Genomic DNA, 21,223 nt, shown 5'->3' on the forward strand with positions numbered 1-21,223 from the left:
ATATGTCTTGATACTTATGTCTATTATCTTGATACTAAAAAAATGAACCATCTATACCCCATATTTCTCAAAGTTCACGAACTTAATACACTCCTAGTTGGGGGCGGGTTTGTCGCCACTGAGAAATTAGAATTCTTACTTAAATCCAGTCCTCATGCGCAAGTGACAGTGGTGTCTCCGATGTTTAGACCTGAGTTTTTAGAGTTAGCAGAAAAGGCAGAAACGGTTACGCTGATTACAGATGTTTATCATGAAAAATATCTGGGGGGAAAACATATCGTGATTGCAGCCACAGATGATAAACCTGTGAACCGACAGATTCGGGACGAAGCAAAGGAGCGATTTCTGTTAGTCAACGTGGCTGATACCCCTGATCTCTGTGATTTTTATCTAGGAGGGATTGTCACCAAAGGCAATCTTAAAATCGCCATCAGCACCAATGGCAAATCTCCCACAGCTGCCAAGCGACTTCGTCAATTGTTGGAAGAAGTTCTTCCAGAGGAATTGGATGACCTCCTCAACAACCTCAATGCTTATCGAGATACCCTGAAAGGGGACTTTGACTATAAAGTGAAGGCGATGAATGAAATTACAGAGGGGTTTGTGAAGAAGAGAGCTTAAGGTTGATTGAGCAAAGAATTTTCTAGTGCATAAATTCTGAATTCTAATTCAATCTTCAATAGCAATAAAAAGCAGTTTTTCACTTGTGCTATTAGTGGTCAAATAGAGTTTATTACTTTTTATCTCGTATGAATCCACCGATTGTATTGCCTCCAAAAAATCATTTTCAAATCCTAATACCGGGAAAGTGTATGAGGCATTATTCGGTATAAACTCAATTCCTTCTTCAGGAGTAAACATTGAGAGACTTCCTGACTCACTGCTGGAATAACATCCTGTGATTTTATTAGAAAATGTCCTTAGGTTAAAAGCTGCTAGATTCTCACATGCTGATATTTTAGAGTCCTCCTTAGATAACTGGAGAGTTACTTTAAATACATTATCGTAATCTTCGCCTCCAAGGGTAAATACTGCAGTTCTAGCAAGGCAAGTCAGGTAGTCTAATGATTCATTATCGTTGGTGATGGTCTGAAATCCTGCAAACTCCCAGCTGCTAAACAAATCATAAACGCCGGACTTCTCTCTCAGGTCGTAGCAGCAAATGTCTTTAGGATTACAGCCCGAACCCATGGGAAGCGGTTCAAAAACTTCCGGATCACCAATTTCTTCAGAACAGCTTAAAAGCATAAAAATCAAAAGTGCTAAAAGAGGATTTCTCATAATGCTCAAAGGAATGAAGAATACCTTTTTATTTTAAACGTAGTGATAAGTTAACTTATTTTGGGATAAGGAGGTAAAATTCACCTACTTTAAAACAGACCTAGTTTTTCAATTTTTTATTTCCCCTAGTTACCCTATTTTTGTGCATCCATTAAATTAGCATTACCCCACATTATATATGGCATATTTATTTACCTCAGAATCAGTATCTGAGGGGCATCCAGATAAAATCGCAGATCAAATTTCTGACGCGCTGATTGATAACTTTTTAGCTTTCGACCCAAATTCCAAAGTAGCTTGTGAGACTCTCGTAACAACAGGACAGGTTGTTTTAGCCGGTGAAGTAAAATCAGAAATCTATTTAGATGTGCAGAAAATCGCCAGAGATGTAATCAACCGAATTGGTTACACCAAATCTGAATACATGTTTGAAGGTAATTCCTGTGGCGTGCTTTCAGCAATTCATGAGCAGTCTCAGGATATCAATCAGGGGGTTGACCGTCAGAGCCCGGAAGAGCAAGGCGCGGGTGACCAAGGGATGATGTTCGGTTATGCGACTAGCGAAACTGAAAACTACATGCCATTAGCACTGGATCTGTCCCACATGATCCTTCGTGAATTGGCTGAATTGAGAAGAGAAAATAAGGATATTACCTATATCCGTCCTGACTCGAAAGCTCAGGTGACAATCGAATATTCTGACGACAACGTGCCACAGCGAATTGAAGCGATTGTGGTTTCTACTCAGCACGATGATTTTGATGAGGAAGAAAAGATGCTTGCCAAAATCAAGTCTGATATCATCTCGATCTTGATCCCTAGAGTAATTGCGAAGTTGAAGCCAGAATTGCAAAAGCTATTTACTTCAGAAATTAAATATCATATCAACCCAACAGGCAAGTTCGTAATCGGTGGACCTCATGGTGACACTGGCTTGACGGGTAGAAAAATTATAGTGGATACCTACGGTGGAAAAGGTGCCCACGGTGGAGGAGCTTTCTCTGGTAAAGATCCATCTAAAGTTGACCGATCTGCAGCTTATGCTACCCGTCATATTGCTAAAAACATGGTTGCGGCTGGATTAGCTGATGAGGTTTTAGTACAAGTTTCTTATGCAATTGGAGTCGCCAAGCCAATGGGTATTTATATCAATACATATGGCACTGCCAAAGTAGATCTGAATGATGGAGCTATCGCAAAGAAAATCGAGGAGATCTTCGATATGCGTCCTTACGCTATTGAGCAGCGTTTGAAGTTGAGAAATCCCATCTATGAGGAAACTGCTGCTTATGGTCACATGGGAAGACAGAATGAAGTTGTGACCAAAACATTCCTATCCCCATATAGAGATGAGATCACCTTGGATGTAGAGCTCTTCACTTGGGAAAAGCTTGACTATGTGGATACGATCAAATCCAAGTTTGGAATATAAAAACTGAAGCCTCTCGAATTTCGAGAGGCTTTTTTTATATTATTCGAGTGTTTTCATTACCCTTTTTTCAACTCTTCATTTATAGTTTTAGGTCGTTCAAATTCATTCAACTATTTATTCAATAAAATAACTGTAGTTAATTTTGATTTCTATTTTTTTTTTTATTTACGCAGACGTCATTTCTAGTTCATCGGTGAATTTTTCTAAATTTTTAAACACAATCTAAAAAATCATGAAAAAGAAAATTTCAATTTTACTAGTTAGCCTTATTGGCTTCTTCCTATTGTCTTTTGACAATTCTAACGCGCAGGAAATTTCTACAGGAGAGGGGATTGCCCTTGCAGGTGTAGCATTAGGTGTTTACAATGCAATTGATGAGAATTGCGATGATAAAAGAAAAGAAGGTACCCTTCAGACACGATGTAAAGACGGTGGTTGCGTGACCGTAAGTTGCATTTCATTCAGAAAAGCTTGTGATAAAGCTGATGATTGTTAGTAAAAATAAGAAGGCCTATTACAAATGGGCCTTCTTACCTTGTTTGATTTTAATAAGCCTTTTCTCCTGCGAGTCAAATGAAATTAAGATTGCCAATGATTCCAAAAGTTTTGAATGGTCTCAGATTTCCATAGATACTCTCGAGATTACACCCTCACGCGCCTCACAGCTTGGGTTTTTCCAGGTAAAAGATAGTTCGATCTATTTTGTGGATCAAGCATATGGTTTGGTTGAGGAGTTTATGCTTAATGGTGAATCGGATGGAGTAAAAAAGCGGGAGCTTGATGGTCCGGAAGAATTAATGGGAGTTTCTGAATTGATTCCTAGTCGAGAAGGCTTTGTCATAAGGCACGATTGGGTGTTTTATTTCTATGATCAGGATTGGAATTTTTTGAGAAAATCTGTTCTACAATTTCCTTCATCGGTAAGCTATGATGAGATAATGGACAATCCCAAGGGTGATTATATTGGGATGTATGAATTACAAAATTACAATGCGAGGACAGTTGAGCTACCAGATGGAGACTTATTGACCAAATTGGACGTTGAGCACCCGATTTTTAATGCTTTTATCTCACGTGCTTATTATCGAGATAGTAGGGTTTTAGGGAAAATCGATATGCTTTCTGGCAAAGTGAAAGAAATTAAGATTACTAGGCCAGCTAGCTATGAGGCATTCAGCTTTGTCCCTTTTCACAATAAATTTGATTTTGATGTGACTAAAACTAATCTTATTTATGTCACTCATGAGATAGATTCGCTTATTTATGTTTATGATCAGGATTGGAATTTGAAAGAATCGTTTGGCGCCGCAGGCAAAGAAATGAATACCAACTATACCCAGTCCCAAAATCTGGATGTGGCCTTTGAAAGCAATTATTTCTATGCTTCAAGAAAAAGTGAAGGATTTTATAAAGATATCTTCGTGGACGAGGAGAATGAGCTTGTTTTCCGAACCTACCGCCAAGGCAGTGATCGCCAAGATCTTTTAGATGAAACTTACAATCCACTCCGATTGCAAATCTTCAAACGAAACAAGTTATTAGGAGATTATTCTGTACCAGGTAAATTCAAGATTCTCGGGAAGGTAGGAGTTCAATATATTGCTGATGGATTTTTTGACGAACAAAATGAGAAACAAGGGTTTTATATTTTAATACTTAACTAATGGGAGCATTGAAGTATTTGGTGTCCTTGTTTTTGATCCTAAGTTCACTGAGCAGCTTTTCTCAAGGATTGGTCAGTGGTAGTGTGACCAATTCAACTTCAGGAGCGCCGGTACCTTTTGTCAATATCATCATCACGGACTTGGTAAAAGGTACGGTTAGCAATTTAGATGGTGATTTTAATTTCCGCCTCCCGGCAAATGCTCAGGATGGTATGGAAGTGGTGTTCTCACACATTGGCTTTGAATCTAAGACTCTTAAAGTCCAAGATCTAAAAAAATCTCCCATTGAAGTGAAGTTGAGCCCAAGCGAGTATGATCTAGATCAGGCAATAGTGCTGGATTTTGATCCAAAGAAAATAATGGAGCGAGCCCAAGATAATCTGGAGAAAACTCAATATGGTCAACCTCATGAAATCGATGTATTTTATAGAGAATTGATTTGGGCCAATGATATTATTCAGGGTATGGCTAGAGCTGTAGGATATTTACATTCAGAAGGCTACCACGAGAAACATTCCAGAAAGCCTACGACAAGTGGTGATGATTACAATTTTATGACCATAAGCGATATCCAGAAAACGCAATATGGGATTCTAACTAGCAGGACGGGACGGCCAAGAGGAGCTATAGGTGACTTTATTTTTCCTTCACTTGCTTATAGACTTTGGGATTTTAAGATCAATTGGTTTGACTATGAGTTGCTCGGGGGTAAAATAATCGGTGATCGAGAAGTATTTGTTTTAGCTGTGAAGGCTAAAAATAATGGCGTAAAAAGTAAAGCCTCCAGATGGGGGTACAGTTTGTATGGGTTACTAGAGAAAGCGGTTTTTTATATCGATCAAGAGGACTATGGAATTCACATGATAGAGCTTCATCAGCAATTTCCTGCCAAGCGAGAGATTAATGAAAAAGTCGGTCAATACTATCTTCAAAAAGAAAGAGAGGCGGTCGTTAAATTCAGAAGAGATCCAGTAGGAAAATACTTTTTCACTTATAGTAACTACCAGGCGGCCTATACCGATTTTGGGTTTCAAACTGAAGAAAATCCTCTCACGCGTGAGGTTAAAGAATACGCGGAGCTTTATGTATTAGATTATAGTATGGAAGTATTAGACAATAAACAGTTGTCTGAAAAATACCAAGCTCCGGTAGCAGGAGTGTATCCCGATAGGTCCATATATTATCATCCTGATCGGTACAATGGATGGATTTTTATTGCTGGAAAAGCCAGGTATCAGCCTAGCTTTTGGAAGAATTTTGACTACCCTTCCTATCCTGGTGAAAAGCAGCTGGAAGAATCGCTTTCTCAAGAAAGAACTTTGGAGGAGCAATTTGTCGAATTTCGAAACAATCAATTTTACCTCTATCCAATGCTAAGAAGGCGACATGGTTTAAAGGAGTACGTTTGGGATCGATCTGGATTGTTAAATCATCCAGCAGGGTATTAAAAAGGAAACCGCTTAGATCAATTCCAAGCGGCTTCAATTATAATTTTATTCTTGGATTAGTTTTCCTGCTCTTGGATTACGAAGCCTTCTGAGTTCAGTCCACACTTCTGACTTAGCTCATTCAGTTCTTCCTCCCATAGCTCAATGTTCGCGTCACTTTTTTTAACCTCTAGGTCAAGGGCTCGCAAATTTTCATCATCTTCATTCGTCCATTTTCCTATGGACATATTGTTTGTGAGCTCATCTACTTTTAGAGAGTTCTCTCTCCAGACTTCTATGAATTCATCGATTTGAGTTCTCATCGTCGAATACTCTGCCTCACAATTGGTTTGTTCACCATTAAAATCTATTTGGAGCATTTCGGTGGTATCACCATCGGCTTTTTTGACTTCTAGTAAATATGCCTGATCTCCAATTTTTTCTGATAGGCTAATTACTTTGTCAGAGGTGTTTTTCCATTCAGCAACCAAGAACTTGAGCTTCTCAGTTTTTTCTTCTGAAGGGCTACAGCTGATAAATAATCCTAAAATTGCCACTAATATTAATCTGTAATTTTTCATGATGACTGAGGGTTTATGGTTAAGCTCATTGACCAAGAATTTCCCATAATCGGGAAAATTATTTCACGGCGTTTTCAAAAACTCCTTTTTCAATCGAGTTATTTACGTTTCAAAAGGTTCAATGAACTATCGATAAGTTTGACTCATAAATAGTCCAAAGAGTATTCCAAGTGTCGGGTCGAATTGCCTATTGCTCATCATCCTGAATTAGGAAATTGATATTAGTTCACTTTGTTTTTTTGAAAAAATGGAGGCTTAGCGACAAAGTAGTACTGTTCGTGGGATCGGTTGCTGTCACCTTTTGACATCATTAGTTAGGACAATTACATAGCGATTTTTGATGCTTAACTGATGTCAAAACATCTCCTCAATCAGCTCAGTATAAAAGTCTCTCACTTCCATACCAATTGCACGTATTTGCTGGGAAATTAGGCTAGTTTCAGTTTGGCCAGGAACTGTGTTTACTTCGATGAAGTAAAATTTTCCAGTTTCGTGTTGAAGAAAATAATCTACACGGATTGCGCCTTTGCAGTTTAGCTTTTCATAGATCTTTGGAATAATTCGGTTCACACGAGCTACTTCTTCTTCGTTTTGGCGACCAGGAGTGATTTCTTCTGTTACTCCAGGGACATATTTGGACTCAAAGTCAAAAAACTCCTTGCTACTCACGATCTCCGTGGCGGGAAGTACGGTGATTTCTCCTTTGCCCTTATAGCAGCCTATAGAAAACTCTCGACCAGATATGAATTCTTCAACAAGTACCTGCTTATCCTCTGCAAAGGCCTTTTCTAGCGCTTCAGGTAATTCCTCCCAGGATTTTACTTTACTCATCCCGATGGAGCTACCACCGTTATTTGGTTTGATGAAGAGAGGTAAGGTCAACTCATCTTCCACTCGCTGGAGATTTTTAACACTGTTTTCAAACAACTGTAGGGATTTGGCAATATTCAATTCCTCGATATCATCTACAATAGCTTTCGTATAGCCTTTATTCATCGTGATAGCAGAGCTGAGCTGATCACATGTGGTATATGGAATGCCGATCATATCGAAGTAACCGGCAAGTTTGCCATCCTCGCCCGGAGAACCATGAAGGATATTGAAGACACCATCAAAGGTGATTTTGTCATCGCCGATCGTGATGCTGAAGTCATTCAGATCCACCGGTATTTTTTCCCCTGAAGCACTCAAAAAATGCCAATCACCAGGATAAATCAGGATTTTGTAAACGTCGTAAAGATTGCGGTCAATGGTTTTTTCCACCACAGCCGCACTCTTCAGTGAGATCACAGACTCTCCAGTATATCCTCCTGTTACAAGTGCAATTTTTCTCTTCATAGCTAGTTGACTTAACACTGCGAATTACTCGAATTTTTTGGGATTTTCCACTGGACTGATTCCTTTCCTGCAAATTGTGGGTGATATTTCCTGTAGATGTTTGTTGATTTTCGCGGAGATGTATGTTGGTTTTCCGCGCAGATCTACGCAGATAACTCCCGCAGATTAACGCGGATTTTGTAAAAAAACTAAGCGTTTATATTCTATCAAAAATCAGCGCGTTTTTTCTGCGTAGATCTGCGGGAAACTATTCTATTAAAATCAAATTAGTTTCTCTCTGCAGGAAATATCACTCCAACTTTATCTGATCCAGGTAGAATTTCATTCGAGTATGATCGCGTGGAAGAAAGTCAATCTTGTCAATTTTGTCCTGCTTGTGATTGTAGAATACTTCTACGTATTCATTTTCGAGAAGATAGAGATTCACCTTGTGCTTGTAATAGCGTATGCCCACGACGAAAGTGCCTTCCGAATAGAGGGTATTGATTTTTTTGTGAAAAGGAAGGTTAGTGAATTCTTCTTTGCTCATATTACCAGTTGTCGTGGTTAAGTTAACGAAATGAATCCCCCTTTTGCTAAAAAAAGGTTGATTCCTGATTGACTTCGGCTTATAATTGAAAGAACAAAAACCACTATGCTGCGCAAACAATTCCGTTTCACCGCTTTTTTTCTTGTTGTTGGATTGATGCTTGCGAGTTCCTGTGCATCAAAAAGGAAGGTGACTAGTGAGCCATTTAATACGGTGATTCAGACAGCCCGAAGTTACACAGGAACGCCCTATCGCTATGGTGGTACTACTCGGGCAGGTATGGATTGCTCAGCATTGGTCTATCACTCCTTTTACTCAGTAGGGATTACAATGCCAAGAATCTCAACGGATCAAAGTAAAATGGGAAAGAGTATTCGTACCAATGAAATTAAACCTGGCGATGTCTTGTTTTTTGCCACAGGTAGAAGAAGGAAGCAAGTAACCCATTCAGGTATTGTAACCGAAACGCCACGAGGGGATATTCGCTTTATTCACTCCTCCTCCTCATTGGGTGTTTCAGAAGACTACCTGAGTAATAATTATTGGTCAAAAGCCTTTTTGTTTGCAAGGAGGATATTAGAGTAATTTTTAGGTATAAAGGCTTTTTTAAGCGAATGATGGACAATTAATTAAGAAGCTGTAGATTATTTCCCAAATATCCTTTGGGTTTAGGCATTATTGGTTAATTTTGCGGTCGAATTCAAAAAGCATATCCTTTTTACATTTCAATTATCAAATGGCAAATATTGGAAAGATAACTCAAGTGATCGGGCCCGTAGTGGACGTTTCCTTCGAAGGCGGCAAGCTGCCAAACATCCTTGACGCGGTAGAAGTTACCAAAGAAAATGGCCAAGTGGTCGTAATGGAAGTTCAACAGCACTTGGGTGAAGATCGAGTGAGAACTATTGCAATGGACTCCTCAGAAGGGATGGTTCGTGGCATGGAAGTAAGAGACCTAGGTCTTCCTATTTCAGTTCCTACCGGCGAAGGCATCAAAGGACGTCTTTTCAACGTGGTTGGAGAACCGATCGATGGTTTGCCTGCTTTACCAGCTGGTAAGAGACTTCCAATTCACAGATCTGCTCCTCGTTTTGAAGACCTTTCTACAGCTACAGAAGTACTTTTTACAGGTATCAAAGTAATTGACTTGATCGAGCCTTATGCAAAAGGTGGTAAGATCGGTTTGTTCGGTGGTGCTGGTGTAGGTAAAACTGTATTGATTCAGGAATTGATCAACAACATTGCGAAAGCATACGCTGGCCTATCTGTATTTGCAGGTGTAGGTGAAAGAACAAGAGAAGGAAATGACTTGCTTCGTGAAATGATCGAGTCAGGCATCGTGACTTACGGTGATGACTTCGTCCACAGCCTTGAAGAACAAGGTGGATGGGATCTTTCTAAAGTTGATTTGAAAAAACTAGAAGACTCTAAAGCAACCTTTGTTTTCGGTCAGATGAACGAGCCTCCAGGGGCACGTGCACGAGTTGCCTTGACAGGTTTGACTTTGGCAGAATATTATAGAGACGGTGAAGGTGATGGTGCTGGTAAGGATATCCTTTTCTTTATCGATAACATCTTCCGATTCACGCAGGCAGGTTCAGAAGTGTCCGCACTTCTAGGACGTATGCCATCTGCGGTAGGTTACCAGCCAACTTTGGCAACAGAAATGGGTACCATGCAGGAGCGTATTACTTCTACTAAAAACGGTTCCATTACTTCTGTTCAGGCGGTTTATGTACCTGCGGATGACTTGACGGATCCGGCTCCAGCGACAACTTTCGCTCACTTGGATGCTACTACTGTATTGTCTAGAAAGATTGCCGAGCTAGGAATTTATCCTGCGGTGGATCCTCTGGATTCTACCTCCCGTATTCTTTCTCCAGATATCTTGGGTGATGAGCATTACGGATGTGCGCAGCGAGTGAAAGAGATTCTTCAGCGATACAAAGAATTGCAGGATATCATTGCAATCTTGGGTATGGAAGAACTTTCTGAAGAAGATAAGCAAGTGGTACACAGAGCTAGACGTGTACAGCGTTTCCTTTCTCAGCCGTTCCACGTAGCAGAGCAGTTTACAGGCTTGAAGGGTGTATTGGTAGATATCAAAGACACCATCAAAGGCTTCAATATGATCATGGACGGTGAGTTGGATCACCTTCCAGAAGGAGCTTTCAACTTGGTAGGTAGCATCGAAGATGCCATCGCTAAGGGAGAGAAAATGTTGGCTGAAGTTAGGTAAATCAGTTGTCAGTTTTCGGTTGTCAGTTTTGGTAGCCGAAAACGTGCAATAGTTAATATTTAAACGGAGACTTCATCTATGATTTTTCAGAGAAATAGTCTCCAAACGATATAAAATTCCATGCATTTAGAAATCGTCACACCGGACAAAAAAGTATTTCAGGGTGAAGTATCCGAGGCCAGTTTTCCTGGTGCCAACGGATCATTTCAGGTGCTGAATAATCACGCTCCGATCGTATCGGCTTTGGCAAAGGGAACTGTGTCCTTTACCACTCCTGAAGGAAAGCAATCCATGATCGTGGATGGCGGAGTAGTGGAAGTAAAAGACAATGTGATTGTGGTCCTGGCTGAGAAAGTAGTCGACTAAGAAACCATCTCAATATATTGAAAAGGTCTCCTGTGTGAATGGGAGACCTTTTTTGGTTGTCCTCAACTAGTCGAAATAACTATTCAATAGGTATAAACTCATCGCGATAAAAGTTTTTTAATATGACTTCTTAACTTTTTACACGTCTAATAATTTTGCTTTTTAAGGCTTCAGACTACTAAAGTCAAAAGTGTGAATAACCATTTCGTCCTCATTGAATTCGGCGTTGTTTGGATGCATTGGGAATAAGTTTAGTCCTTTATCATTGACAAAATAGTGGTGAGCTAAGTAAGTGTTTCTGGGCAGTATAAACTCTTTAATTAAGGAAAAGTCTGATGGATCATATATACTTATTGTAAAGTACGTAGGGGATGAACTGAATTGCATTGGATCCTCATCCTTTTTGATCTCTTCACCAGGCCAGCCAAAACGATATAATAAGTTTTTATATGAGTCAAAATAAAGCCCTAAATTTTTTGAACTGACAAAAGACATCCTAATATTTTCATCAATTGATTGAGACATTCGAGAAGAATTGTAATATTCGTTTGAAAAGTTTTTTATTAATTCTGAATCCAGATTATATTCCTTATAATCAATTCCATTGAAATCAACTTCTATAAGTGTATTGCTTTGGTAATTGAGTAAAAGCATTTTACTTGTTGTTGCTGTAACACCAAAGTTGATAAAATTCTTAAATTTTAACAGAGAGGATGGAGTTTTGAAATTAAGGTATTCAAAATTTCCTGTTAATGTGTTAAATGAAAGAATCGGTGGATAGTTTTGTAATGCTTCTTCATTTAAATCTGAAGGTGAAAGAATTTCCAGATCTCGAATAATCAGGTACAAAATACCAGCATTGTTAGTCTCAATCATGTTGGAATACCTTGTCATGGAAGCGGCCAACACACCAAGTTTTGAATAGTTGTGATAATCATAATCAGCTACCCATTTTCCTTTAGAGTTAATTAAGCTCAACTCGTAGGCCATGGTAGGGATGTAGATGCTGTCAGCATTCAATACGTAAAATCCTAGAGGGTTACCCAAGCCATTTGGTCCATCTCTTTCAATTTTAATGGTATTTATTAGAATCTTTTTCGATAAATCGAAGATACTTATTGTTTCGCGATTAGGGTTCCACCAATAAAGGTTACCGTCAACATATTGCAAAGTTCGTGTATAGGTATCCGTTTTTCTATCTATTGGAATTATTTTGGTATCAATAAGGTAGTCAAGTGGATTGTTTGATGATTCTTTATTTGTAGAGCAAGAAAATATGCCCGCAAAGGATAGTATTATTAGAATTTTTTTCATTAATAAATTATGTCAAATTTATTAGATCAGAACACAGTTCCATAAGTCAATATTTCGGACTGGGAATTAGAATTAAACAAAATATATTATAACACCTTCTTTAAAATTAAATGAGGCTGTCATCATTAAAAGACAGCCTCAAATATTAGTATTAAGGTGTAACCACTGGATAAGTAGTGCTACAATCAGGTCCCCCATATGCACAATATCCATCAGGGGCTGATGTGAGGCAGAAGTGCACCTGTTCGCTCCATCTGCATAAAATTGTCTGATCTTCATCTGCATCAGCATCTACGCTTGCCATCGCTGGCTGCACCACTGTAAAACTTGCCAATACCATACCTAGTACGGCAAGGGTTAAAAACGCTAATTTTTTCATGATTAATTTGTTAAAGTTAAAAGATAATTAAAAAGCTAGCTTAGTTCAAACTATAAACATCATGGTTGAAATGCAAATCCTTATTTCTATGATTTTATAAACGGTTAATTTAAATGGGGGGGGTAAATATTTAGTTCGAATGTGTTTTGTTATTAGCCTTTCAATACCACCTGCTCTGATCAATCCAGCTTTTCTGGAGTCCAATCTTTCGATTACATCAGATTTCAAACTTTAGCTTTCAGCTTTTACTAATTGCTCTCTATCACCTGACCCTTTTCCCGATACAGATCCACAGGACCATCAAGCAAGACTGCCAAAACGGTAATGTCTTTGTCGTATACATTATCAGGAATATCGATGTATTTCATGCCCGGTACTGCGCTCCAGTACATCTTGCCTACTTCTCTGGATTGTAGCTTGGTGCCATTACCTACTACCCAGACGCGTTGAATTTTATTCTTCAGACCTTTGATGGCAAGAGATTCATTGACTTTATAGTCTAGGTAGATATAAAGGATAGTATTGTCCTTTGAAAGTGTGGTAGGTGCATAGACGTGGCCATCTGGAATACCAGCTTGAGTTTCAAATATCGCAGACTCATGCTTGGATGTCCAGCGCCCAAATGCATTCAAGATATTTACCGCTTCATCAGGAATACTTCCGTCAGGTTTTGGCCCGAAGTCCATCAACAGATTCCCTCCCATGTGGAGGCAGTCAACAAAGATCCGTAGCAGTTCACTTGGGCTTTTATACTGATCATCATTTCCTTGATAGCCCCAGCTGTTGTTCATGGTCATGCACAGCTCCCAGAACTCACTGCTCGGTCTCGTTACTGGAACTCCTTGCTCAGGAGTATCGTAGTCCCCGAAGCCTGGCCCGAGTCGTGAATTGATGATCAGGTTCGGATTATATCCCAAGAGTTTCTCTTTCAACTCTGCACTTCTCCATTCTTCTGGCTTGTGCTCCCAGTCCCCATCAAACCAATATAAGTCTGGATTGTATTGCTCCGATAATTCACCTAGTTGTTTGAAATTGAAATCAGTGAATTTCTTAAATCTCTCAGGATCGTTTTTATAGCGATAAGTTTCTCTCGTGTTTCTATCGTAATCTGGGTGTGACCAATCCAAAACGGAAAAATAGATTCCTTTTTTCAGCCCTTCCTTCTCCAATGCTTTCATGAATGGCCCTACCAGATCTTTTCCTGCAGGCGTTTTCTTAACGACAGAAAGATCGCTGGCTTTGGTATCCCAAAGTGCCACACCATCATGATGCTTGGCAGTGAGGACAGCATATTTTGCTCCGCTTTGCTTGATTAATTTTGCCCACTTTTCTGGATCATATTCCGAAGCAGTGAACCCATCCAATTGCTTCATGTAATCCTCATAGCTGATGTAATCGTTGAAGAACGACCAGGATTCGTCAATGCCATTGACAGAATAAATTCCCCAATGGATGAAAATGCCCAACTTGGCATCAGCAAACCATTCCATTTTCTCAGGAGTTTCTTGGGAAAATGCTACGGTAGATTGAGTGAAAATTAGGAGTAGAATGCCTAGCGCTAGAAAGTAGCTTTTGATGGAAGTGCTGATGTTCACGATATACTAATTGAGATTCAGGATAAAATTAGGCAATATGCCCTATATATCAAGAGCCTTGAAAAGAGTTTATTATGAGTGGTCCTATTGTTTTTAGAATATTATCAATACCTTTGTGCCCACGAAAGGGGGTGTATAGATATGATCATAGTTAACGTAAAAGAGAACGAATCAATCGAGAAAGCGCTAAAGCGTTTCAAAAAGAAGTTTGACAAGACTGGTGCAGTCCGTGAACTTCGTGCGAGACAAGCTTTCACTAAGCCTTCCGTAGTAAGAAGAGCACAAGTCATCAAAGCAGCTTACAAGCAGCATCTTCAAGAAGAAGCAGCGAAGTAATCAGTTTTGACTTCAGATATCAAACGCACTTGCCATCAAGCAGGTGCGTTTTTTTATGCCCTTTTGTGATTTTGCCCATCGATTATTCACTTATTTTCTCCTAACTTATCTTCTGAGTTACCTGACATATGATCGATTCTTTCATCAATTATTTAGAGTTTGAGAAAAAAGCTAGTCCCCACACTGTGGATGCTTACCGCCGTGATTTAGGGCAATTCGAAGAGTTTGTATCGCTTTCATTCGAAATAAATGAAATTTCTGAAGCCAAGCATCCTGAACTCAGAGCATGGGTAATTGATCTGGTAGATAGTGGATTAAGTACTACTTCAGTCAACCGAAAAATCGCCACACTGAGGTCCTATTACAAGTTTTTGCTGCGATCACGGATCATTTCTACCGATCCAACGTATAAGTTAAAGGGTCTTAAAAACCCAAAGAAACTTCCTGAATTTGTACAAGAAGAGGCCATAAAATCCGTTTTAGATGAAAGCGTCTATGAACCTACTTTCGAAGGTCAGCGAGACAAAATGGTGATGGAGTTTCTTTACCTCACTGGTGTCAGGCTGTCTGAGTTAATTGGTTTACAATGGTCGGATATCAATTTAATAGAGGATTCGGTGAAGGTGTTGGGAAAGAGAAAAAAAGAAAGAATAATCCCTATTACAAAAGGCTTAAAACAGAATATTTTGCTGTATAAAAAAGTATTTGAAGAAAGGTTTTCTAAAGTTAGTCAAACTGACTACTTTATTGTCAGCAATCAACAAAAGCAAAGTTATCCTATGATGATTTTTCGTATCGTCAGGCACTATCTAGATCTTTTCGCGCAGACATCCAAGCGCAGTCCTCACGTTTTGCGACATACTTTTGCTACTCATTTGCTCAACAAAGGTGCTGATCTGAATGCTGTTAAAGATTTGCTAGGTCATGCAAATCTCGCGGCCACTCAGGTGTACACGCACAATTCCATGGAAAAACTTAAGGCTGTGTTCGAACAGGCACATCCGAAAGCATAAATAAATAATTTGTTCACCACTAAATGCAAATCAATATGAAACTGCAGATGCACTCCATCCATTTTGACGCCGATCGCAAACTGATCGACTTTATTCAGAAAAAAGCTGACAAACTGGATACTTACTATGATCAAATCATAGACGGAGAGGTTTTTTTGAGGCTAGACAAAAATGACAACAACGCAAATAAACTAGTAGAAATCAAACTGAATGTGCCAGGAAAGCAATTCTTTGCTAAGACACAGGCTGATTCCTTTGAAGCTGCTTCTGACGATGCCATAGAGGGATTGAGGAGACAGATCAAGAAATACAAAGAAAAAGTTGTCCTGGCTAAACAGTAACGGATAAGGATAGTAATTTTGTGGCACCTCTCAGTTTCTGGGAGGTGCTTTTTTTTTGACACATCACCTTATGCAGAAGTCACCGAATTACTCTCTTTATTTTTGGCTGGTCAGTTGTGGGCTGATCTTCGCCAAGGTTTTATTTACCCAGAGGCCGGAGATAGACCTGTTCACTGAAGAAGCCCAATACTGGCTTTGGTCTCAGAATATGGCTTGGCATTATTATTCCAAGCCGCCACTGGTAGCGGTTCTCAATTATATTAGTACGGCTATTTTGGGCAATACGGAACTTGGAGTAAGGATAAATGCCATTTTTTGTGGTGTTGGGATGTCTTGGGTGATTTTTCTTTTCGGTAGGCATCTGTATTCTTCCAAGGTAGGTTTCTGGGCTGCGATGATTCTTCAGGCCATGCCTATGTGGTGGCTTGCTTCTATTTTTCATATGACAGATTCCTCACTCACTTTTTTTTGGGGTTTGAGTATTTATCTGGCATACCGAGGAACAGAAGATGGTAGGAAATTCTGGTGGGTCTGGGCAGGTGTGGCTGCTGCCTTTGGCTTGATGGCTAAAATAGTCATGATTCTGATCTTTCCATTTCTTCTTTTATACCTGATATATACCAAAAACTGGAAGACTCAGAGTAAGAATTTCATCCTGTTTGTGGGGATCACTTTATTGGGTTTCATCCCAGCTTTGATCTGGAATTGGCAGAATGATTTTGATACATTCAAGCATTTGGCAGCACTGAGTGGTGGTGGAGGCGGTGAATCTAAATCCTTTGATGTAGGAAAGTCTTTTGGGCAATTCTTCGAATACCTAGGAGGTCAGCTGGCGATGATTTCGGTGTTTCTGCTTCCTTTGTTTGTGGGAGCTTTTAGAAAAGTAATTCAAAGCCAAGACCGAGTAAAGGTCTACCTGCTTTTACCGGCAATAATGTCTTGGGCTGCTTTCGCTGCCTTGAGCTTTTTGACTTCTATTGAGGTGAATTGGCCGGTTTTTGCCTATGGTAGTTTGGCGATTCTGATGGCGGCTTGGGTGTGCGAGCAAAGCATGACCTGGCAGAAAATTCGAAATTGGGGAGTTGGATTGAGTATAGGTTTGCCTCTGTTTTTCCTACTTCCTGATTTTACTTTCCTGAAAAGTATATCTCCCATCAAAAAAGCTGAGAAATCTGCTTTCAGAAGAATGGCTGGCTATGAGCCTTTAGCAGATAGGCTCGTCGCATTACGAGATAGTTTGGGAATTGAAGACGCTTACATCTTTTCAGAAACCTACCACATGGCTTCTGAGCTTTCCTTTTACCTTCCTGATCATCCACAAACCTATATGTTAAACATGGGCGCAAGAAAGAATCAATTCGATCTTTGGCCTGGAATGGAGCAGTTTGTTGGAAAGGATGAATTCGGAATTTTCGTGAGTTGGAATTTCGATTCGCCTGGAGAATTTGCAGATTTTAAGGAATTGATTTATGAAGAGGAATTGCCTATAACATTCCGAGACGAACCGCTTCGGGTAGCTAAGATTCAAGTTTGGAGGAAGCTGGTTTCCTTTAATCCATACCTACCAGAGACGTATTAATTTACTTTTTCTCCAGCCAATAGTAAATCTTCCCATTTTCCTTCACTAACGAATCAAACGCTGGATTGCTTAGATTTTGAAGAAGAAAAGGGATTTGTTTGGAGTTCCAGTTTACCGAACCCACGTGAATCGTGTAGGAGTCTTTGGGGATCAGGGGAAGGTATTTATCTTCTACGATTAGGTAGTTGTACTCGGTTGATTTGCGGAGCAACTCCTCGTCTGTCAGCTTCTTTTCCCCTGTCAAATCAGTCATGTAATAATCAGGGCCTAAATAAACTCTGATCTTGCTGCTCGTGTGTATATTTCCGATGAACCCGATTTCCTCTTTTGGATCTATTTCATTAGCTGATACAAATACTTCAATTTGCTCACCTTGCTCTGGCAGGGATATTTTTGCAGTAACTGTGGTTAGGAGAAAAAATAACAATAGAAATGAATAAGAAAGTGCTTTTGGGAGTTTTTCTCCTTTGGAAGTCAGTTGGAAAAGATAAATCAAGATAGAGAATCCCAGTCCCAATTGAAGGTAAATCCATACAGAACTACCTAATTGAAAGTTTATCCAAAAGCCGAAAACACCAATAATTAAACAAAGAAACAAGAACACCCAAACACTGATTTTTAGACCCAATTTCCTGAACTCAAATTCTCCTTTTACAAGTAGCCAACCGAGCAAAACTGCTAGAACTGGTGCGACTGGTAATAAATATCGCTCATAGAACTTGCTCGTCATGGCTCCCATTCCCAGAATTGCCAAGCCCCACAAAAGTGCAAATCCGAAGAATACTGCATTTTCAGCCCATGCTTTTCTTGTGCTTTCTTTGAATTTTGGGATTACTAGAAGTATCCAAGGAATAAAGATGGCAATCAAAATTCCTACTGCGAGAAACCCATTTTTCAGAATCATTAGATACCTCGAAGTTACCCGAGCACCGACTTGGTCTTCAAGAAAGCTATCCAGATAGGTAGGTCCGTGGATTTGCCACATCGCTACAAACCAGAAAAGTCCGATGAAAATAGCAACTGCTATTGATGGAAGGTGGAGAAAGGCCCTAAATGAAAGTCTTTTCCAAGGGTTCAATAAGAGGTAAAGAATGCCTAGCCCACCCAAAGCCACAGCTGGAATTCCCTTTACTTCAAGAGCAAGTGCTAAACTTAGATAAAGTATCCAGAGGTATTTTTTTGGAGCTTGATCACCAAATCTCATCAAGCCCGCAAAACCTACGGCACTGAGCGTCATCGTCAATCCTAGCAAGACATCCGGAATTGAGCGGGTTGCGGATAAAATCAACACCGGATTTGCAGCGATGATGAGCGCTGAGATTCCAGCTACTTTTTTGTCCTCAAAAAGTAACTTAGCTAGCCAATACGTAGCGCCTACGGTTAATGCTCCAGCGAGTAAAAAGAAGAATCTAGAAGCAAATGCGCTTACACCAAAGAGTTTGAATCCTGCCAATACTACCCAATAAGTACCAATTGGCTTCCTAAACCGCAGTTCTCCATTTCCCAAATAAGTAGTCAGGTAATCTCCATTTTGAAGCATTTTCACTGCGGCGTCGGTATAATACATTTCGTCAGGAAAATGCATATGGAAGCTCAGTGCAAACGGGCCAACAAGGATGGCAAATGCTGCCATGACCACCCATGGATTAATTTGGGAATCTTTTAAAGACATGCCGCAAAGATAAACCGATTGAAGTGTTTAAGTCCAAATTTTCGTTGGCATCCGAACCGAATCCTAGCTTTTTTGTCCTAGGAAGTAATTTCCCGTATTTTTGACAAAATTTTATCGCATGTCCAAGCCACAGATTTCCGTAGTAATCACTGTTTATAATGAAGAGGATAATATCCAGCCACTTTTAGAACAAACTTATGCAGCGCTTGCGGCGATCGATTATGAGGTGATTTTGATCGAGGATGGCTCTACAGACAGGACTGTGGCTGAGGTAAAAAAGTACGCGAATAGCCGAACTAAACTGATTATTTTCAACAGAAACTTTGGTCAGACGACTGCCCTAGCTGCAGGAATCGACATGGCTACTGGCGAATACATCTGCACCATGGATGGGGATTTGCAAAATGATCCAACTGACATTCCTGTGATGCTTCAAAAGGCAATTGATGAAGAGTGGGATGTGGTAGCCGGTCGCCGAGCGAATAGAAAAGATGGATTTGTGCTTCGTAAAATACCTAGTAAAATCGCGAACTGGGTGATCAGAAATACTACCAAAGTTTACTTGAAAGATTACGGCTGTACCCTTCGTGTTTATAAAGCGGAAATTGCTCAGGGAATGGGACTTTACGGGGAATTGCACCGTTTTATTCCTGTTTTGGCAATGCAGCAAGGGGCCAAAATGACCGAAATGGATGTGAAACATCATCCACGAATTCACGGAGAATCCAAGTATGGCCTGAGCCGAACCTTCAAAGTAATGTCGGATTTGATTCTGATGCTATTTTTCCAAAAGTACTTCCAGCGACCAATTCACTTATTTGGAGGAATTGGAATAATCGCGTTTATGATTGGATTGTTGATTAATCTCTACCTACTCATTCTGAAGATTATGGGTGAGGATATCTGGGGCAGACCAATTATGATCCTTGGGTTTATCTTGGTGCTGGGTGGTATCCAGTTTATCACCACGGGGATTATTGCAGAGATCATTGTTCGGACTTACTTCGAGTCTCAGGATAAGACGACTTATAGTATTAAGGCTGTTTATAGAGGAGAAAAGGTGGAAGTCAGAAATACAAAGTCTGAAGTATAAAATCAGAAATCTAAATAGAGGGGGACAGTAATGTTTAATTGAATTAGGTAGCTGTCTTTTTTTGAAGCAAGAAAAAGTTAAAACAACCTTGGTTCTGTCTTAGTGAACTTTTCATTCTGGACTATCTAAAGCTGAGGTAATAAATTTCCAAAACTCCTTGAGCCGATTCAAAAACCTATTCAAAACTGCCTTGAAGCTTCTGCTGACTGGATTGGCTTTGTTTCTGGTTTTTCGCAAAATAGACACAGATCAGCTTTGGCAAATCACCAAGACAATTAACTGGTTTTGGTTGATTCCTGCGATTCTGACTTTTGTGCTGAGTAAACTTTTCACTGCCTTTCGTCTCAATCTCTACTTCAAAAATATCGGTCTGCATATCTCCGAGAAGCTCAATATCAAGCTTTACTTGGTAGGAATGTTTTACAACCTATTTCTTCCCGGGGGAATCGGCGGTGATGGCTATAAAGTGTATTTGCTGAATAAACATTTTCAGACTCCTGTCAAATCGCTTGTTCAGGCTTCTCTGTTAGACAGATTGGGCGGTTTGGTAGCCATTATATTTTTACTGCTTGTGTTGATTCTTCCGGTGGATTTGGCCTTGCCTTTCGCTTCGCAGGTCCCCTGGGAGATATTGGTCGGAATAGCAGCATTACTGGTATTTCCGGTTTTTTGGCTGATGCAAAAGTTACTTTTTAAAGCCTTTCTTCCCTCGTTCTGGAAAGCCAATGGCTGGTCGATGGCTGGTCAATTAGCTCAGTTAGTTTGCGCGTGGTTTATTCTAAAGAGCCTCGGGGTAACGGAAAATTTCCTTGCCTACCAATTGGTTTTTTTACTTTCTTCCATCGTGGCAGTGTTGCCGTTGACCATCGGAGGAGTTGGTGCACGCGAACTTGTTTTCGTTTACGCGCACACCTATGCGGGCATAGATGAGGCGATTGCAGTCGCTTTCAGTTTGCTGTTTTTCTTGATCACAGCAATGGTTTCCCTTACAGGATCTATGATTTCAATTAAATTTGATGATAAATAGTTAAATAGCTGTTTTTC

The 21,223-nt window shown here is 39.9% G+C and carries 22 protein-coding genes; 14 read left to right on the plus strand and 8 right to left on the minus strand.

Annotation, left to right across the window (positions count from 1 at the left end):
• The first annotated feature begins 42 nt into the window (after positions 1-42).
• Complete coding sequence (locus tag LV83_RS02455; protein ID WP_111609927.1) at positions 43-621, plus strand: precorrin-2 dehydrogenase/sirohydrochlorin ferrochelatase family protein; 579 nt, start codon at positions 43-45, stop codon at positions 619-621.
• Between the two features lie 48 nt (positions 622-669).
• Here the strand turns inward: LV83_RS02455 and LV83_RS02460 are convergent, their stop codons facing one another.
• A complete protein-coding gene (locus LV83_RS02460) occupies positions 670-1,281 on the minus strand; it encodes an META domain-containing protein (RefSeq protein WP_111609928.1) in 612 nt (203 codons plus the stop codon).
• A 178-nt stretch (positions 1,282-1,459) separates the two neighbouring features.
• On the opposite strand from LV83_RS02460, the gene metK reads away from it, so the two are divergent.
• The 4 genes from metK to LV83_RS02480 all read left to right on the plus strand — a co-directional run bounded on the left by metK (position 1,460) and on the right by LV83_RS02480 (position 5,825).
• Positions 1,460-2,713, plus strand: coding sequence for a methionine adenosyltransferase (gene metK / locus LV83_RS02465; RefSeq protein WP_111609929.1), 1,254 nt, complete (start codon positions 1,460-1,462; stop codon positions 2,711-2,713).
• Between the two features lie 232 nt (positions 2,714-2,945).
• A complete protein-coding gene (locus LV83_RS02470; protein WP_111609930.1) occupies positions 2,946-3,209 on the plus strand; it encodes a hypothetical protein in 264 nt (87 codons plus the stop codon).
• Positions 3,199-4,377: a hypothetical protein gene (locus tag LV83_RS02475; RefSeq protein ID WP_111609931.1), complete on the plus strand. Its 1,179-nt coding sequence runs from the start codon at positions 3,199-3,201 to the stop codon at positions 4,375-4,377. Before LV83_RS02470 ends, LV83_RS02475 begins: the two co-directional genes overlap by 11 nt.
• Positions 4,377-5,825: a carboxypeptidase-like regulatory domain-containing protein gene (locus tag LV83_RS02480; RefSeq protein ID WP_111609932.1), complete on the plus strand. Its 1,449-nt coding sequence runs from the start codon at positions 4,377-4,379 to the stop codon at positions 5,823-5,825. The genes LV83_RS02475 and LV83_RS02480 overlap by 1 nt, the downstream gene beginning before the upstream one ends.
• 56 nt (positions 5,826-5,881) lie before the next feature.
• Here the strand turns inward: LV83_RS02480 and LV83_RS02485 are convergent, their stop codons facing one another.
• The 3 genes from LV83_RS02485 to LV83_RS02495 form a co-directional block, all read right to left on the minus strand.
• Positions 5,882-6,385, minus strand: a complete 504-nt coding sequence (locus LV83_RS02485; protein WP_111609933.1) for a hypothetical protein — start codon at positions 6,383-6,385, stop codon at positions 5,882-5,884.
• A gap of 354 nt (positions 6,386-6,739) precedes the next feature.
• The gene (locus tag LV83_RS02490; RefSeq protein WP_111609934.1) at positions 6,740-7,723 is read right to left on the minus strand and encodes a D-alanine--D-alanine ligase; all 984 of its coding nucleotides are present in this window, start codon (positions 7,721-7,723) and stop codon (positions 6,740-6,742) included.
• Between the two features lie 289 nt (positions 7,724-8,012).
• Entirely contained in the window at positions 8,013-8,252 is a 240-nt protein-coding gene (locus LV83_RS02495; RefSeq protein WP_111609935.1) for a hypothetical protein, read from the minus strand.
• Between the two features lie 105 nt (positions 8,253-8,357).
• Here LV83_RS02495 and LV83_RS02500 point away from each other — a divergent pair, with 105 nt between their 5' ends.
• The 3 genes from LV83_RS02500 to atpC all read left to right on the plus strand — a co-directional run bounded on the left by LV83_RS02500 (position 8,358) and on the right by atpC (position 10,857).
• Positions 8,358-8,837, plus strand: coding sequence for a C40 family peptidase (locus tag LV83_RS02500; protein ID WP_111609936.1), 480 nt, complete (start codon positions 8,358-8,360; stop codon positions 8,835-8,837).
• Between the two features lie 151 nt (positions 8,838-8,988).
• Entirely contained in the window at positions 8,989-10,491 is a 1,503-nt protein-coding gene (gene atpD, locus LV83_RS02505; protein ID WP_111609937.1) for a F0F1 ATP synthase subunit beta, read from the plus strand.
• Between the two features lie 120 nt (positions 10,492-10,611).
• Entirely contained in the window at positions 10,612-10,857 is a 246-nt protein-coding gene (atpC, locus tag LV83_RS02510) for an ATP synthase F1 subunit epsilon (protein ID WP_111609938.1), read from the plus strand.
• A gap of 162 nt (positions 10,858-11,019) precedes the next feature.
• Here the strand turns inward: atpC and LV83_RS02515 are convergent, their stop codons facing one another.
• The 3 genes from LV83_RS02515 to LV83_RS02525 form a co-directional block, all read right to left on the minus strand.
• Positions 11,020-12,171, minus strand: a complete 1,152-nt coding sequence (locus LV83_RS02515) for a DUF4221 family protein (RefSeq protein ID WP_111609939.1) — start codon at positions 12,169-12,171, stop codon at positions 11,020-11,022.
• Positions 12,172-12,322: 151 nt separating this feature from the next.
• Positions 12,323-12,550 (minus strand): hypothetical protein, encoded by a 228-nt coding sequence (locus tag LV83_RS02520; protein WP_111609940.1) that lies wholly within the window; start codon positions 12,548-12,550, stop codon positions 12,323-12,325.
• Between the two features lie 248 nt (positions 12,551-12,798).
• Positions 12,799-14,145 carry an alpha-L-fucosidase gene (locus tag LV83_RS02525; RefSeq protein ID WP_111609941.1) on the minus strand — a complete coding sequence of 449 codons (1,347 nt, stop codon included), beginning with the start codon at positions 14,143-14,145 and terminating at the stop codon, positions 12,799-12,801.
• Positions 14,146-14,286: 141 nt separating this feature from the next.
• Between LV83_RS02525 and rpsU the strand changes: the two genes are divergently transcribed.
• The 4 genes from rpsU (at position 14,287) to LV83_RS02545 (ending at position 17,414) form a co-directional block, all read left to right on the plus strand.
• Complete coding sequence (gene rpsU / locus LV83_RS02530; protein WP_091692504.1) at positions 14,287-14,481, plus strand: 30S ribosomal protein S21; 195 nt, start codon at positions 14,287-14,289, stop codon at positions 14,479-14,481.
• Between the two features lie 128 nt (positions 14,482-14,609).
• Entirely contained in the window at positions 14,610-15,494 is an 885-nt protein-coding gene (locus LV83_RS02535) for a tyrosine-type recombinase/integrase (protein WP_111609942.1), read from the plus strand.
• 35 nt (positions 15,495-15,529) lie between these two features.
• Positions 15,530-15,835 (plus strand): ribosome hibernation-promoting factor, HPF/YfiA family, encoded by a 306-nt coding sequence (gene hpf / locus LV83_RS02540; protein WP_111610109.1) that lies wholly within the window; start codon positions 15,530-15,532, stop codon positions 15,833-15,835.
• Positions 15,836-15,905: 70 nt separating this feature from the next.
• Entirely contained in the window at positions 15,906-17,414 is a 1,509-nt protein-coding gene (locus LV83_RS02545; protein WP_111609943.1) for an ArnT family glycosyltransferase, read from the plus strand.
• A 1-nt stretch (position 17,415) separates the two neighbouring features.
• Here the strand turns inward: LV83_RS02545 and LV83_RS02550 are convergent, their stop codons facing one another.
• Positions 17,416-19,086 (minus strand): ArnT family glycosyltransferase, encoded by a 1,671-nt coding sequence (locus LV83_RS02550; protein WP_111609944.1) that lies wholly within the window; start codon positions 19,084-19,086, stop codon positions 17,416-17,418.
• A 118-nt stretch (positions 19,087-19,204) separates the two neighbouring features.
• Here LV83_RS02550 and LV83_RS02555 point away from each other — a divergent pair, with 118 nt between their 5' ends.
• A complete protein-coding gene (locus LV83_RS02555) occupies positions 19,205-20,179 on the plus strand; it encodes a glycosyltransferase family 2 protein (RefSeq protein WP_111609945.1) in 975 nt (324 codons plus the stop codon).
• Between the two features lie 157 nt (positions 20,180-20,336).
• Positions 20,337-21,206 carry a lysylphosphatidylglycerol synthase transmembrane domain-containing protein gene (locus tag LV83_RS02560; RefSeq protein WP_245946977.1) on the plus strand — a complete coding sequence of 290 codons (870 nt, stop codon included), beginning with the start codon at positions 20,337-20,339 and terminating at the stop codon, positions 21,204-21,206.
• The last annotated feature ends 17 nt before the right edge of the window (positions 21,207-21,223 follow it).

The sequence above is a fragment of the Algoriphagus yeomjeoni genome (assembly GCF_003259505.1).
GTDB lineage: Bacteria > Bacteroidota > Bacteroidia > Cytophagales > Cyclobacteriaceae > Algoriphagus > Algoriphagus yeomjeoni.

Bases quoted from the DNA above. Each gene is read 5' to 3' on its own strand.
- atpC (WP_111609938.1), top strand. From the start codon at position 10,612: ATGCATTTAGAAATCGTCACACCGGACAAAAAAGTATTTCAGGGTGAA.
- LV83_RS02550 (WP_111609944.1), bottom strand. From the start codon at position 19,086: ATGTCTTTAAAAGATTCCCAAATTAATCCATGGGTGGTCATGGCAGCA.
- LV83_RS02495 (WP_111609935.1), bottom strand. From the start codon at position 8,252: ATGAGCAAAGAAGAATTCACTAACCTTCCTTTTCACAAAAAAATCAAT.
- LV83_RS02475 (WP_111609931.1), top strand. From the start codon at position 3,199: ATGATTGTTAGTAAAAATAAGAAGGCCTATTACAAATGGGCCTTCTTA.
- LV83_RS02515 (WP_111609939.1), bottom strand. From the start codon at position 12,171: ATGAAAAAAATTCTAATAATACTATCCTTTGCGGGCATATTTTCTTGC.
- LV83_RS02470 (WP_111609930.1), top strand. From the start codon at position 2,946: ATGAAAAAGAAAATTTCAATTTTACTAGTTAGCCTTATTGGCTTCTTC.
- LV83_RS02455 (WP_111609927.1), top strand. From the start codon at position 43: ATGAACCATCTATACCCCATATTTCTCAAAGTTCACGAACTTAATACA.
- LV83_RS02460 (WP_111609928.1), bottom strand. From the start codon at position 1,281: ATGAGAAATCCTCTTTTAGCACTTTTGATTTTTATGCTTTTAAGCTGT.
- metK (WP_111609929.1), top strand. From the start codon at position 1,460: ATGGCATATTTATTTACCTCAGAATCAGTATCTGAGGGGCATCCAGAT.
- LV83_RS02545 (WP_111609943.1), top strand. From the start codon at position 15,906: ATGCAGAAGTCACCGAATTACTCTCTTTATTTTTGGCTGGTCAGTTGT.
- LV83_RS02535 (WP_111609942.1), top strand. From the start codon at position 14,610: ATGATCGATTCTTTCATCAATTATTTAGAGTTTGAGAAAAAAGCTAGT.
- LV83_RS02485 (WP_111609933.1), bottom strand. From the start codon at position 6,385: ATGAAAAATTACAGATTAATATTAGTGGCAATTTTAGGATTATTTATC.
- LV83_RS02520 (WP_111609940.1), bottom strand. From the start codon at position 12,550: ATGAAAAAATTAGCGTTTTTAACCCTTGCCGTACTAGGTATGGTATTG.
- LV83_RS02500 (WP_111609936.1), top strand. From the start codon at position 8,358: ATGCTGCGCAAACAATTCCGTTTCACCGCTTTTTTTCTTGTTGTTGGA.
- LV83_RS02555 (WP_111609945.1), top strand. From the start codon at position 19,205: ATGTCCAAGCCACAGATTTCCGTAGTAATCACTGTTTATAATGAAGAG.
- hpf (WP_111610109.1), top strand. From the start codon at position 15,530: ATGAAACTGCAGATGCACTCCATCCATTTTGACGCCGATCGCAAACTG.
- LV83_RS02480 (WP_111609932.1), top strand. From the start codon at position 4,377: ATGGGAGCATTGAAGTATTTGGTGTCCTTGTTTTTGATCCTAAGTTCA.
- atpD (WP_111609937.1), top strand. From the start codon at position 8,989: ATGGCAAATATTGGAAAGATAACTCAAGTGATCGGGCCCGTAGTGGAC.
- rpsU (WP_091692504.1), top strand. From the start codon at position 14,287: ATGATCATAGTTAACGTAAAAGAGAACGAATCAATCGAGAAAGCGCTA.
- LV83_RS02490 (WP_111609934.1), bottom strand. From the start codon at position 7,723: ATGAAGAGAAAAATTGCACTTGTAACAGGAGGATATACTGGAGAGTCT.